Source organism: Mitsuaria sp. RG, assembly GCF_028369275.1.
Lineage (GTDB): Bacteria > Pseudomonadota > Gammaproteobacteria > Pseudomonadales > Pseudomonadaceae > Aquipseudomonas > Aquipseudomonas peradeniyensis.
In genome coordinates, this window is the sequence record NZ_JAQMYQ010000004.1 from 26,749 (window position 1) to 39,995 (window position 13,247).

Annotated in this window: 12 protein-coding genes; all 12 read left to right on the forward strand. The window is 67.3% G+C overall.

All coding sequences use genetic code 11. The features are described from left to right. Nucleotides 1–108: 108 nt before the first annotated feature. The 12 genes from tssA to POF53_RS03645 all read left to right on the forward strand — a co-directional run bounded on the left by tssA (nucleotide 109) and on the right by POF53_RS03645 (nucleotide 13,239). On the forward strand, nucleotides 109–1,149 hold the full coding sequence (gene tssA / locus POF53_RS03590) for a type VI secretion system protein TssA (protein ID WP_232854850.1): 1,041 nt from the start codon (nucleotides 109–111) through the stop codon (nucleotides 1,147–1,149). A 73-nt stretch (nucleotides 1,150–1,222) separates the two neighbouring features. Further along, nucleotides 1,223–1,738 (forward strand): type VI secretion system contractile sheath small subunit, encoded by a 516-nt coding sequence (tssB, locus tag POF53_RS03595; protein WP_023632506.1) that lies wholly within the window; start codon nucleotides 1,223–1,225, stop codon nucleotides 1,736–1,738. Nucleotides 1,739–1,749: 11 nt separating this feature from the next. Continuing rightward, on the forward strand, nucleotides 1,750–3,243 hold the full coding sequence (tssC, locus tag POF53_RS03600; protein ID WP_046857484.1) for a type VI secretion system contractile sheath large subunit: 1,494 nt from the start codon (nucleotides 1,750–1,752) through the stop codon (nucleotides 3,241–3,243). Nucleotides 3,244–3,391: 148 nt separating this feature from the next. Beyond that, on the forward strand, nucleotides 3,392–3,880 hold the full coding sequence (locus POF53_RS03605; RefSeq protein ID WP_023632508.1) for an Hcp family type VI secretion system effector: 489 nt from the start codon (nucleotides 3,392–3,394) through the stop codon (nucleotides 3,878–3,880). Nucleotides 3,881–3,952: 72 nt separating this feature from the next. Beyond that, complete coding sequence (locus tag POF53_RS03610) at nucleotides 3,953–4,387, forward strand: type VI secretion system amidase effector protein Tae4 (protein WP_280080608.1); 435 nt, start codon at nucleotides 3,953–3,955, stop codon at nucleotides 4,385–4,387. Continuing rightward, nucleotides 4,384–4,794: a hypothetical protein gene (locus tag POF53_RS03615; protein WP_498966410.1), complete on the forward strand. Its 411-nt coding sequence runs from the start codon at nucleotides 4,384–4,386 to the stop codon at nucleotides 4,792–4,794. Before POF53_RS03610 ends, POF53_RS03615 begins: the two co-directional genes overlap by 4 nt. Beyond that, a complete protein-coding gene (tssE, locus tag POF53_RS03620; protein WP_038707176.1) occupies nucleotides 4,788–5,303 on the forward strand; it encodes a type VI secretion system baseplate subunit TssE in 516 nt (171 codons plus the stop codon). Before POF53_RS03615 ends, tssE begins: the two co-directional genes overlap by 7 nt. Next, complete coding sequence (tssF, locus tag POF53_RS03625; RefSeq protein ID WP_234561217.1) at nucleotides 5,300–7,162, forward strand: type VI secretion system baseplate subunit TssF; 1,863 nt, start codon at nucleotides 5,300–5,302, stop codon at nucleotides 7,160–7,162. Before tssE ends, tssF begins: the two co-directional genes overlap by 4 nt. Then, on the forward strand, nucleotides 7,159–8,175 hold the full coding sequence (gene tssG / locus POF53_RS03630) for a type VI secretion system baseplate subunit TssG (RefSeq protein ID WP_498966413.1): 1,017 nt from the start codon (nucleotides 7,159–7,161) through the stop codon (nucleotides 8,173–8,175). Before tssF ends, tssG begins: the two co-directional genes overlap by 4 nt. Next, nucleotides 8,168–10,843: a type VI secretion system ATPase TssH gene (tssH, locus tag POF53_RS03635; protein ID WP_498966415.1), complete on the forward strand. Its 2,676-nt coding sequence runs from the start codon at nucleotides 8,168–8,170 to the stop codon at nucleotides 10,841–10,843. Before tssG ends, tssH begins: the two co-directional genes overlap by 8 nt. 11 nt (nucleotides 10,844–10,854) lie before the next feature. After that, nucleotides 10,855–12,792 carry a type VI secretion system Vgr family protein gene (locus tag POF53_RS03640; RefSeq protein ID WP_498966417.1) on the forward strand — a complete coding sequence of 646 codons (1,938 nt, stop codon included), beginning with the start codon at nucleotides 10,855–10,857 and terminating at the stop codon, nucleotides 12,790–12,792. A 12-nt stretch (nucleotides 12,793–12,804) separates the two neighbouring features. Further along, entirely contained in the window at nucleotides 12,805–13,239 is a 435-nt protein-coding gene (locus tag POF53_RS03645) for a DcrB-related protein (protein WP_498966419.1), read from the forward strand. The last annotated feature ends 8 nt before the right edge of the window (nucleotides 13,240–13,247 follow it).

The following is a 13,247-nucleotide window of genomic DNA, read 5'->3' on the forward strand; positions in this document are numbered from 1 at the left end:
ACGGTGATATCAACTTCGCATTCTTTGACAAGTTTGTGCGCCATTTCACATTTGCAACTTGGCGCAAACGACGCCCTCACCAAGGGCCGATATGGAGATCGATTTCTGGTGAACTCACCGCAGCTGCTCGCCGCTGTTTCCGCAGACTTTCCGTGCGGCGACGACCTCGAATACGATGCCGATTTCCTGCAACTGGAACGTGATGCCCAGGGCCGCCCCGAGCGTGTGATGGGCGACGCCGTGCAGCCGGCCGAACCGCCGCAGTGGCGCGCCATCGAACAGTCCTGCACAGGCCTGCTGCAACGCAGCAAGGATCTGCGCATCACCCACTTTCTGGTCCAGGCCAACCTGGCCCTGCACGGCCTGCCGGGCCTGGCCGCGAGCCTCGAACTGATCCGCGATCTGCTGGGCGAATACTGGCTGCACCTGCACCCGCAGCTGGACGCCGCCGACGACAACGACCCTACCGTGCGCGTCAACGCCCTGGCCGGACTCACCTGCGACACCAACATCGCCCTGCTGCGCGACGCCGTGCTGGTGCGTTCGCGCACCTTCGGCCCGGTCACCCTGCGTGCCGCCCTGCATGCGGCGGGCGTGCAGCACTTCGCCAGCGAGCAGTTGAGCGCCGAGGAACTGGCCGCCGCCCTGCGCGACGCCGACCCCGAGCAGCTCGCGCAATGTCGCCAGGCCCTGCAGCTGGCCCGCGAAGCCCTGGACACCATCGAGGGCCGGGTCAACGACCAGGTCGGTTCGGCCAGCGGCGTTGACCTGTCCGCCCTGCGCCAGCCGCTGCGCCAGGTCCAGCAGGTGCTGACCGACTACAGCCCGGAAGGCTCGGCGCCGGTCAGCGCGAGCATGGACGAAGTGACGGCGCCCGGCGCCAATGACGACCCGCAGCCCGCCGTCGCCGCGCCACGTGCCGCGGCTGTCGCGGCGCGCCCCGGCGAGGTGAACAGCCGCGATGACGTGCTGCAGAGCCTCGAGCGTGTGCTCCAGTACTACGCCCGCCACGAGCCCTCCAGCCCGCTGCCGGTGCTGCTGCGCCGGGCGAAGAAGCTGGTCGACGCCGACTTCGCGACCATCGTCCGCGACCTGATCCCCGATGGCATGTCGCAATTCGAGAACCTGCGTGGCCCGGAACACGACTGACGTCGTTCCGGCCGCCTAAACACCGACGCCCGCAACAAACAGAGCCGCCGTACCGGCGACCAGGAGGAACAACGTGGCGAAAGACAGCTCCCAGAAATTCATCGCGCGCAACCGTGCGCCGCGAGTGCAGATCGAATACGACGTCGAGCTGTACGGCGCCGAGAAGAAGGTCCAGCTGCCCTTCGTCATGGGCGTGCTCTCGGACCTCGCCGGCAAGCCCGCCGAGCCACTGCCGGCCGTGGCCGACCGCAAGTTCCTGGAGATCGACGTCGACAACTTCGACTCGCGCCTGAAGGCCATGAAGCCCCGCGTGGCGTTCAACGTGCCCAACGAGCTGACCGGTGAAGGCAACCTGAGCCTGGACATCACCTTCGAGAGCATGGACGACTTCAGCCCCGCCGCCGTGGCGCGCAAGGTCGATGCCCTGAACCAGCTGCTCGAGGCCCGCACCCAGCTGGCCAACCTGCTGACCTACATGGACGGCAAGACCGGCGCCGAGGACATCATCCTCAAGGCCATCAAGGACCCGGCCCTGCTCCAGGCCCTGGCCAGCGCGCCGAAACCTGCCGACACCGAGCCGAAGGCCTGAGGAGACCGACCATGAACGATCCGTTGCGCGACAGCCAGGCCCCGCAGGCGGCCACCCAGGACCCGAGCGAGTTCGCCAGTCTCCTGCTGCAGGAATTCAAGCCCAAGACCGAGCGGGCCAAGGAAGCCGTCGAGAGCGCCGTGCGCACCCTCGCGGAGCAGGCCCTGGCGCAGACCAGCCTGGTGTCCAACGATGCCATCGGCTCGATCGAGCAGATCATTGCCGCCATCGACGCCAAGCTCACCGCCCAGGTCAACCAGATCATCCACCACGATGACTTCCAGAAACTGGAAAGCGCCTGGCGCGGCCTGCACTACCTGGTCAACAACACCGAGAGCGACGAGCAGCTGAAGATCCGCGTGCTCAACATCTCGAAGAACGACCTGCACAAGACCCTGAAGAAGTTCAAGGGCACCGCCTGGGACCAGAGCCCGGTGTTCAAGAAGCTCTACGAAGAGGAATACGGCCAGTTCGGTGGCGAGCCCTACGGCTGCCTGGTGGGCGACTACTACTTCGACCAGTCGCCACCCGACGTCGAGCTGCTGGGCGAAGTGTCCAAGGTCTGCGCCTCGATGCACGCGCCGTTCATCTCCGCCGCCTCGCCGACGGTGATGGGCATGGGCTCGTGGCAGGAGCTGTCCAACCCGCGCGACCTGACCAAGATCTTCACCACCCCGGAATACGCCGGCTGGCGCTCGCTGCGCGAATCGGAAGACTCGCGCTACATCGGCCTGACCATGCCGCGCTTCCTGGCGCGCCTGCCCTACGGCGCCAAGACCGACCCGGTGGAGGCCTTCGCCTTCGAAGAAGACACCGACGGCGCCGACAGCAGCAAGTACACCTGGGCCAACGCCGCCTACGCCATGGCGGTGAACATCAACCGTTCGTTCAAGCACTACGGCTGGTGCTCGCGTATCCGCGGCGTGGAATCCGGCGGCGAAGTCGAAGGCTTGCCGGCGCACACCTTCCCCACCGACGACGGTGGCGTGGACATGAAGTGCCCGACCGAGATCGCCATCTCCGACCGCCGCGAGGCGGAGCTGGCGAAGAACGGCTTCATGCCGCTGCTGCACAAGAAAAACACCGACTTCGCCGCCTTCATCGGCGCCCAGTCGCTGCAGAAGCCGGCCGAATACGACGACCCGGACGCCACCGCCAACGCCAACCTGGCCGCGCGCCTGCCGTACCTGTTCGCCACCTGCCGCTTCGCCCATTACCTGAAGTGCATCGTTCGCGACAAGATCGGCTCGTTCAAGGAAAAGGACGAGATGCAGCGCTGGCTGCAGGACTGGATCCTCAACTACGTCGACGGCGACCCGGCGCACTCCACCGAGACCACCAAGGCCCAGCACCCGCTGGCGGCCGCCGAAGTGGTGGTCGAGGAAGTCGAAGGCAACCCGGGTTACTACAACTCGCGCTTCTACCTGCGCCCGCACTACCAGCTCGAAGGGCTGACCGTGTCGCTGCGCCTGGTGTCGAAGCTGCCTTCGGCCAAAGGGGCCTAAGCCTGAACGGGGCCGCTGCGCGCCCCATCGCGGGACAAGCCCGCTCCTACAAAGGCTGCACAAATCCTGTAGGAGCGGGCTTGTCCCGCGATGGGCTGCACAGCAGCCCCAATAGCACCGCCAACCGACTGGAAATTCCGAGGACATCATGGCTGTAGATATTTTCATCAAGATCGGCGACATCAAGGGCGAGTCCCACGACAAGGCCCACAAGGACGAAATCGACGTGCTCAACTGGAGCTGGGGCATGTCCCAGTCCGGCAACATGCACCTGGGCAGCGGTGGCGGCTCGGGCAAGGTCAACATCCAGGACCTGTCGATCACCAAGTACATCGATAAATCCAGCCCCAACCTGATGGCCCACTGCTCCAGCGGCAAGCACATCGACAAGGTCAAGCTGACCGTGCGCAAGGCCGGTGGTGAAAGCCAGGTCGAGTACCTGATCATCAACCTCGAAGAGGTGATCATCAGCTCGCTGAGCACCGGTGGCTCGGGCAGCGACGACCGCCTGACCGAGAACGTGACCCTGAACTTCGCCAAGGTCACCGTCGACTACCAGCCGCAGAAGGCCGACGGCACCAAGGAAGGCGGCCCGATCAAGTACGGCTGGAACATCCGCTCCAACGTCAAGATCTGACCGACCGCGCCCGCGCCGCCCCAGGCGGCGCGGGCGCCCTTCCCCACGCCTCACCCGCCCACGGTGAACATCATGGCCAAGCCTTCTTTCATCAACCTGTGGAATGCCTATCCGAAAGTGTCCTCGCCCTGCGATGGTCCGTGGGACAACCAGTGCGCCATCCGCATGAGCATCGCGCTCAACGGCGAGATGAGCCTCAAGGTCAACAAATCGACCTATACCGAACCCAAGTGCGCCCATGGCCATGCCCGTGGCGCCGAATCCCTGGCCAACTGGCTGGAGCGCCAACTGGGACGCCCGCAGCGCATCGGCGGCAGCGCCCAGGAGCGCGACAAGCTCAAGGCCAAGACCGGGATCATCTTCTACAAGGACTGCTTCGCCCGCACCGGGCAAAGCCAGGAAAACCGCACGGGCGACCATATCGACCTGTGGAACCGCGGCCTGACCAAGGGCTTCTCCGATCAGAACTACCAGTCGAAACAGGTCTGGTTCTGGGAGCTGGCATGAAGCGCGTGGCCTTGGCCGGCGCCCTGCTGCTGGCCCTGAGCGCCTGCGCCGACGCCGAACTGCTGAACCAGGCGAACCTGGGCGGGCAGACCGTGAAGCTGACCGAGAACGCCGGCCAGTGCGTGCTCGATCGTGGCGAACAGCGTCTGGCGCTGGACATGCCATGGCCCTGCGGCCTGAGCCCCGATCGCGCCGGCAAGGCCCGGGTCGAGCAGTTCGACGGTGTGCCGATCGTGCTGGTGACCCATGTACAACCACACCCGACGCTCAAGGGCGAATGCCTGAAGACCTCGCGCGCCGTGCGCCTGACCCCGGCCGGCCTGGAAGCCTCGACGCCGGCGCCGAGCGCGTCCTGCGACACCGGTTTCGAAGACCAGAAAATGTTCACAGGGATGTTCCAGTGGTAGCCGAGATCGCCACCCGCGACCGCCTGCAGCCCTCGCTGCTGGATCGCCTGACCGACGACGACCCGGGCAACCCGCAGGAAGCCCCCGACAAGCGCGTGCTCAGCCTGCAGCAGCTCAAGGCCTCGGTGCTGCGCGACCTGGCCTGGCTGCTCAACACCACCTCGCTGCTCGACACCGGCGCCACGCTGAATTCCCCGGCCGGCGCCTCGGTGATCAACTACGGCCTGCCGGCCCTGGCCGGCAACAGCGCGTCGAACATCGACCTCAACGCGCTCGAACGCATCATCCACCAGGCCATCGCCACCTACGAGCCGCGTATCCTCGCCCATACCCTGAAGGTGCGCGCCCAGGCCGCGCCCGGCGAGATGAACGCCAACGCCCTGAGCTTCGAGATCGAAGGCGACCTGTGGGCCCAGCCGGCGGCCCTGCCGCTGCTGTTGCAGACCGACGTCGACCTGGAGTCCGGGCACGTGCGCGTGGCCCCCGCCGACCGCCGGAGACGCGCATGAACCCGCGCCTGCTCGAACTGTACAACCAGGAACTGCAGCACATCCGCGAGGGTGCCGCCGAGTTCGCCAAGGAATACCCGAAGATCGCCGGGCGCCTGACGCTGTCCGGGATCGAATGCGCCGATCCCTATGTCGAGCGCCTGCTGGAAGGCTTCGCCTACCTCACCGCGCGGGTGCAGCTGAAACTCGACGCCGAGTACCCGACCTTCACCCACAACCTGCTGGAAATCGCCTACCCGCACTACCTGGCACCGACCCCGTCGATGACCGTGGTGCAACTGCAGACCGACCCCGACGAGGGCTCGCTGGCCGCCGGTTTCCAGCTACCCCGCGACAGCGTGCTGCGCGCCAACCTTGGCCGTAACTCGCAGACGCCGTGCGAATTCCGCAGCACCCAGGACGTCACCCTGTGGCCGTTGCAGGTGGCCCGCGCCGAATACTTCGGCAACCCCGGCGCCGTACTCGGGCGCCTGGCCGCCAGCGAACCGAAGGCCCGCGCCGGCCTGCGCCTGACCTTGCGCAGCGGCGCGGAAATCCCCTTCAACAGCCTGCCGCTGACGCACCTGCCGCTGTATCTCAACGGCGCCGACGAAACGCCCTTCCGCCTGTACGAGCAACTGCTGGGCAGCGCCTGCGCGGTGTTCGTGCGCCAGCCCGGGGCCGACTGGGTCGAGCGCATCCCGGTCGAGCAGGCCTTGCTGCCGTGCGGCTTCGACGACCGCGAAGCGGCGTTGCCGGTGGTCCCCCAGGCGTTCCAGGGCTATCGCCTGTTGCAGGAGTACTTCGCCCTGCCGCAGCGTTTCCTGTTCGTCGATTTCGCCGGGCTGGAGCGCGCGGTCAAACGTTGCGATGGCCAGGAACTGGAGCTGCTGGTGCTGTTCGAGCGCTTCGACGCCGCGCTGGAAAGCAGCGTGGGCAGCGCGCAGTTCGTGCCGTTCTGCACCCCGGCGATCAACCTGTTCCCGCGCCGGGTCGACCGCATCCACCTGACCGACCGGGTCCACGAGCACCATGTGATCGCCGACCGCACCCGGCCTACCGACTTCGAGATCCACTCGCTGCAGCAGGTCAGCGGCCACGGCACCGGGCCGGACCAGGCGTTCCTGCCGTTCTACGCCGTGCGCGACCCGTCGCGCTACGGCCGTGACCAGGCCTACTACATCGTCCGCCGCGAGCCACGGGTGCTGTCCAGCGAGCAGCGGCGCAACGGCACGCGCTCCAGCTACATGGGCAGCGAGACCTTCGTCAGCCTGGTCGACGGCCACCAGGCGCCGTACCGCCACGACCTGCGCCAGCTGGGCATCAGCGCGTTGTGCAGCAACCGCGACCTGCCGCTGTTCATGAACGTCGGCGACGGGCGCAGCGACTTCAGCCTGGCCGACAGCGCGCCGGTGTCCGCCGTGCGCTGCCTGGCCGGCCCCAGCCGACCGAAGGCCAGCCATGCCCACGACAACCGGGCCTGGCGCCTGATCAGCCAACTGTCGCTGAACTACCTGTCCCTGGCCGAACAGGGCCAGGGCGCCGCCGCCCTGCGCGAACTGCTGCGCCTGTACGGCGACCAGCAGGACAGTGCCCTGCAACTGCAGATCGACGGCCTGCGCGAGGTCAGTTGCAAGCCCTGCACCCGGCGCCTGCCGATGCCTGGGCCGATCGTCTTCGGCCGCGGCCTGGAGATCACCCTGACGTTCGACGAAAACGCCTTCCGCGGCACCGGTGTGTTCCTCCTGGGCGCGGTGTTCGAGCGTTTCCTGACCCGCTACGTGTCGATCAACAGCTTCACCGAAACCGTGCTGCGCACCAGCGAACGTGGCGAGATCATGCGCTGGAAAGCCAAGCCCGGCCGCAGGCCGACCCTGTGAACACGCTTCAGTCCATGCAGGCAGAGCCCTGGGAGTACGACTTCTTCCAGGCGTTGCGCCGCCTCGAGGCGGAAAATCCCGAGCTGCCGCGCTTCGGCCATTCGCTGCGCCTGGCCGACGAGCCGGTGCGCCTGGGCCAGCGCCTGGATTGCGGCTTCGCCCCGGCAACGCTGGCCTCGGTCACGGCCAACGAAGATCAGCCGGCGCGCCTGGAGCAGTTCTTCTTCGGCCTCGGCGGCCCCAACGGCCCACTGCCGCTGCACCTGACCGAGTACATGCGCGAACGCCAGCGCAACCACGCCGACCCGACCAGCAAGCGCTTCCTCGACATCTTCCACCATCGCCTGCTGAGCCTGTTCTACCGCGCCTGGGCCGAAGCCCGGCCGACCGTCAGCCACGACCGCCCCGGCGACGACTACTGGGCCGCGCGCCTGGCCGCCCTCAGTGGCCGCGGCCAGCCGGAACTGCAAGGCCAGGGGCCGCTGGCCGACACCGCCAAGCTGCACTGGTCCGGCCACCTGGCGGCGCAGACCCGCTACCCGGACGGCCTGTGCAGCATCCTGTCGAGCTATTTCGGCGTGCCGGTGCAGCTCGAGGAATACGTCGGCCAGTGGCTGGAGCTGCCCGAGCGCAGCCAACTGGGCGTGCGCGCCAACCGCCTCGGAGTGGACCTGTGCCTGGGCCGTTACGTCTGGGACCGCCAGCACAAGTTCCGCTTGTGCCTGGGCCCGCTGACCCTCGACCAGTACCACGCCCTGCTCCCCGGCGGGCAGGCGTTTATCGAGTTGGCGGCCTGGGTCGCCGAGTACCTGGGCCAGGAACTGGACTGGGACCTCAACCTCATCCTCGCGCAGGGCCAGGTGCCCGCGCTGCAACTCAATGCCGGTCAGCGCCTGGGGTTCGACACCTGGCTCGGCCGCCCCTCGCACGATGCACGCGACCTGAAGCTGGCCCGGTACTACGCCGACCAGCCAGTCGCCGCGCCCCACACAAGGAGTCAGGACCATGGGTGAAATCAGCCGCGCCGCGCTGTTCGGCAAACTCAACAGCGTCGCCTACAAAGCCATCGAGGCGGCCACGGTGTTCTGCAAGCTGCGGGGCAACCCCTATGTCGAGCTGGCGCACTGGCTGCACCAGCTGTTGCAACTGCAGGACAGCGACCTGCACCGCATCATCCGCCAGTTCAACGTCGAGCCGGCGCGCCTGGCCCGCGACCTGACCGACGCCCTGGACCGCCTGCCACGGGGCTCGACCTCGATCACCGACCTGTCCTCCCAGGTGGAAGAAGCCGTCGAGCGCGGCTGGGTCTACGGCAGCCTGATGTTCGGCGAAAGCCAGGTGCGCACCGGCTACCTGCTGATCGGCATCCTCAAGACCCCGAGCCTGCGCAACGCGCTGCTGGGGCTGTCCAGCGAGTTCGCCAAGCTGAAGATCGAAGCCCTGAGCGAGCGCTTCGACGAATACGTCGGCGACTCGCCGGAAAACAACCTGGCCGCCAGCGACGGCTTCAGCGCCGCCGCGCCGGGCGAGGCCAGTGGCGCCGTGGCCCCGGCGGCGATGGGCAAGCAGGAAGCGCTCAAGCGCTTCACCGTCGACCTCACCGAGCAGGCCCGCAGCGGCAAGCTCGACCCCATCGTCGGCCGTGACGAGGAGATCCGCCAGCTGGTCGACATCCTCATGCGCCGCCGCCAGAACAACCCGATCCTCACCGGCGAGGCCGGCGTCGGCAAGACCGCCGTGGTCGAAGGCTTCGCCCTGCGCATCGTCGCCGGCGACGTGCCGCCGGCACTGAAGGACGTCGAACTGCGCAGCCTGGACGTCGGCCTGCTGCAGGCCGGCGCCAGCATGAAGGGCGAGTTCGAACAGCGCCTGCGCCAGGTGATCGAGGACGTGCAGGCCTCGCCCAAGCCGATCATCCTGTTCATCGACGAAGCCCACACCCTGGTCGGCGCCGGCGGCGCGGCCGGCACCGGTGACGCCGCCAACCTGCTCAAGCCGGCCCTGGCCCGTGGCAGCCTGCGCACCGTGGCCGCGACCACCTGGGCCGAGTACAAGAAGCACATCGAGAAGGACCCGGCCCTGACCCGCCGCTTCCAGGTGGTCCAGGTCGACGAGCCGAGCGAGGCCAAGGCGCTGCTGATGATGCGCGGCGTGGCCTCGACCATGGAGAAGCACCACCAGGTGCAGATCCTCGACGAAGCGCTGGAAGCCGCCGTGAAGCTGTCGCACCGCTATATTCCGGCGCGCCAGCTGCCGGACAAGTCGGTGAGCCTGCTCGACACCGCCTGCGCCCGCGTCGCCATCAGCCTGCACGCGGTGCCGGCCGAGGTGGACGACAGCCGTCGGCGCATCGAGGCGCTGGAGGTGGAACTGCAGATCATTGCCCGCGAAGCCGCCATCGGCGTCAAGACCGAGCAGCGCCAGGCCCAGGCCGACAACCTGCTGACCGAGGAACGCGAGCGCCTGGCCGCCCTCGAGAGCCGCTGGGCCGAAGAGAAAGCCCTGGTCGACGAGCTGCTGGCCACCCGCGCGCAACTACGTGAACAGATCGGCGTGGTCGATCAGGAAGTGGACGTGCAGGGCAGCCATGAACTGCGCGAAAAACTCGTCGACCTGCAGCAGCGTCTGAGCCAGCTGCAAGGCGAAAGCCCGCTGATCCTGCCGACCGTGGACTACCAGGCGGTGGCCTCGGTGGTCGCCGACTGGACCGGCATCCCGGTGGGCCGCATGGCGCGCAACGAGATCGAGACCGTGCTCAACCTCGACAGCCACCTGGCCAAGCGCATCATCGGCCAGGACCACGCGCTGAAGATGATCGCCAAGCGCATCCAGACCTCCCGCGCCGGCCTCGACAACCCGAACAAGCCGATCGGCGTGTTCATGCTCGCCGGCACCTCCGGGGTGGGCAAGACCGAGACCGCGCTGGCCCTGGCCGAGGCCATGTACGGCGGCGAACAGAACCTGATCACCATCAACATGAGCGAGTTCCAGGAAGCCCACACCGTCTCCACCCTCAAGGGCGCGCCACCCGGCTACGTCGGCTACGGCGAGGGCGGTGTGCTGACCGAAGCGGTGCGCCGTCGCCCGTATAGCGTGGTGCTGCTGGACGAGGTGGAGAAAGCCCACCCCGACGTGCACGAGATCTTCTTCCAGGTGTTCGACAAGGGCGTGATGGAAGACGGCGAAGGTCGCCAGATCGATTTTCGCAACACCCTGATCCTGCTCACCACCAACGCCGGCACCGAGCTGATCGCCAACATCTGCAAGGACCCGCAGGCCCTGCCCGACCCTGAGGCCGTGGCCACCTCGCTGCGCAAGCCGCTGCTGGAGATCTTCCCGCCGGCGCTGCTCGGCCGCCTGGTGACCATCCCCTACTACCCGCTCAGCGACGCCATGCTCAAGGCCATCACCCGCCTGCAGCTGGAGCGCATCCGCAAGCGCGTGGAAGGCACCCACAAAGTCGGCTTCGCCTACGACGACGGCGTGGTCGAACTGATCGTCTCGCGCTGCACCGAGACCGAAAGCGGTGGCCGCATGATCGACGCCATCCTCACCAACGGCCTGCTGCCGGACATGAGCCGCGAGTTCCTGACCCGCCTGCTCGAGGGCAAGCCGCTGGCCAGCGTCAGCATCAGCCGCCGCGACAACGACCTGCACTATGACTTCGGCGCCGCCGACTGACAGGACCGACCATGCTGTTCAAGCAGTTCACGCGCCTGGCGCAGATCAACAGCCCCCTGGGGCCGGACAAGCTGATCCTTGCCGAGATGGGCGGCAGCGAGGAGCTCGGCCGCCTGTTCGACTACGAGCTGCAGCTGACCAGCGACGACCCGGCCATCGACCTCAACCAGCTGCTGGGCAAGCCCATGAGCCTGAGCGTGCAGCAGAGCGTCGGCAGCTCGCGGCACTTCCACGGCATCGTCGCCCGCTGCAGCCAGTCGGTGGACCAGGGTCAGTTCGCCGCCTACCGGGTCACCCTGCGTCCGTGGCTGTGGCTGCTGACGCGCACCAGCGACTGCCGGATCTTCCAGCACCTGAGCGCGCCGCAGATCATCAAGCAGGTGTTTCGCGACCTGGGCTTCTCGGATTTCGAGGACCTGCTCAGCCGCAACTACCGCGAGCGCGAGTACTGCGTGCAGTACCGCGAGACCAGCTTCGACTTCGTCAGCCGCCTGATGGAAGAAGAAGGCATCTACTACTTCTTCCGCCACGAGCAGGAACGCCACGTGCTGGTGCTGGCCGACGCCTACGGCGCGCACCAGAAGGCGCCGGGCTACGAGACCGTGCCCTACTACCCGCCGGACGGCCAGCACCGCGAGCGCGACCATATCAACGACTGGCACCTGGCCCAGGAAGTCCAGCCGGGCTCCCTGGAGCTCAACGACTATGACTTCCAGCGCCCCAGCGCGCGCATCGACGTGCGCTCGGCCATGCCGCGCCCGCACCAGGCCGGCGACTACCCGCTGTACGACTACCCCGGTGCCTACGAGCAGACCCAGGACGGCGAGCACTACGCCCGCACCCGCCTGGAGTCGCTGCAGAGCCTGCACGAGCGGGTCGAGCTGCGCGGCAATGCCCGGGGCCTGGGCAGTGGGCACCTGTTCAGCCTGAGCAACTTCAGCCGCCAGGATCAGAACCGCGAGTACCTGATCGTCGCCGCCCGCTACTACGTGCACCAGGAGCGCCTGGAAAGCGGTGGCGGCAGCGGCGCGGCGCAGTTCGAGAGCAACCTCAGCTGCATCGACGCGCAGCAGAGCTACCGCCCGGTGGGCAGCACCCTGCGGCCGATCGTCAAGGGGCCGCAGACCGCCGTGGTGGTCGGCCCGTCCGGCGAGGAGATCTGGACCGACCAGTACGGCCGGGTCAAGGTGCACTTCCACTGGGACCGCCACGACCAGTCCAACGAGAACAGCTCGTGCTGGATCCGCGTATCGCAAGCCACGGCGGGCAAGAACTGGGGCTCGATCCAGGTGCCGCGGATCGGCCAGGAGGTCATCGTCAGCTTCCTCGAAGGCGACCCCGACCGGCCGATCATCACCGGGCGGGTGTACAACGCCGAACAGGCGGTGCCCTACGACCTGCCCGGCAGCGCCACGCAAAGCGGCATGAAGAGCCGCTCGAGCAAGGGCGGCAGCCCGGCCAACTTCAATGAAATCCGCATGGAGGACAAGAAGGGCGCCGAACAGCTGTACGTGCACGCCGAGCGCAACATGGACACCGTGGTCGAGCAGAGCGAGACGCTGTCGGTGGGCATCAACCGCAACCAGACCGTCGGCATGCTCGAGACCATCACCATCGGCCAGGACCGCATCCGCGCCGTGCGCCGCGACGACATGCTGCTGGTCGGCGCCAGCAAGACCGACAGCGTCAGCACCAGCTACCTGATCGAAGTCGGCGAGAACCTGCGCCTGGTCTGCGGCAAGAGCGTGATCGAGCTCAACGCCAGCGGGCAGATCAACATCAGCTGCGAGCAGTTCAGCTTCCACGCCAACGCCGACGCCGAGATCAACACCGGTGGCACCCTGGACCTGAACGTGGGCAGCGGCGCCCAGACCGACCCGAACAACCAGGGCGTGAAAACGGCCATCGACGGCGCGGTGAAGGCCCTCTTCCCCGCCGCCAGCAAGTAACGAGACCGAACCATGAGTTACCGCCTCAACGAATTCCGCTTCGCCCTGCCCGACGCGCAGGTACGCGACACCAGCATCAACATCCTGCGCTTCGAGGCCCTGGGCACCTCGCTGATCGTCAGCCGCAGCCTGCTCGAAGAGGGCGAAACCCTGCAGAGCAACTTCGACGGCCAGTTGCAGCGCCTGCAGCAGCAGGTCAAGGACCTGCAGTTCCAGCCGGCCCGCGCCACCCAGGTGGGCGCGGCGCAGCCGATCGAGGCGATCGAGCTGAGCAGCCAGTTCAGCAAGGGCCAGGAGAAGGTCTACCAGTACCAGCTGGCGCTGGTGCTGCCGGGCACGCGCAAGATGTTCGCCTTGAGCTATGTCAAACCCACACCCCTGGGCGAGGCCGAGGCAACACACTGGGCGGCGCTCAAGCAGTCCCTCGACTTCGACAACCTGGGCTGACACCGCAC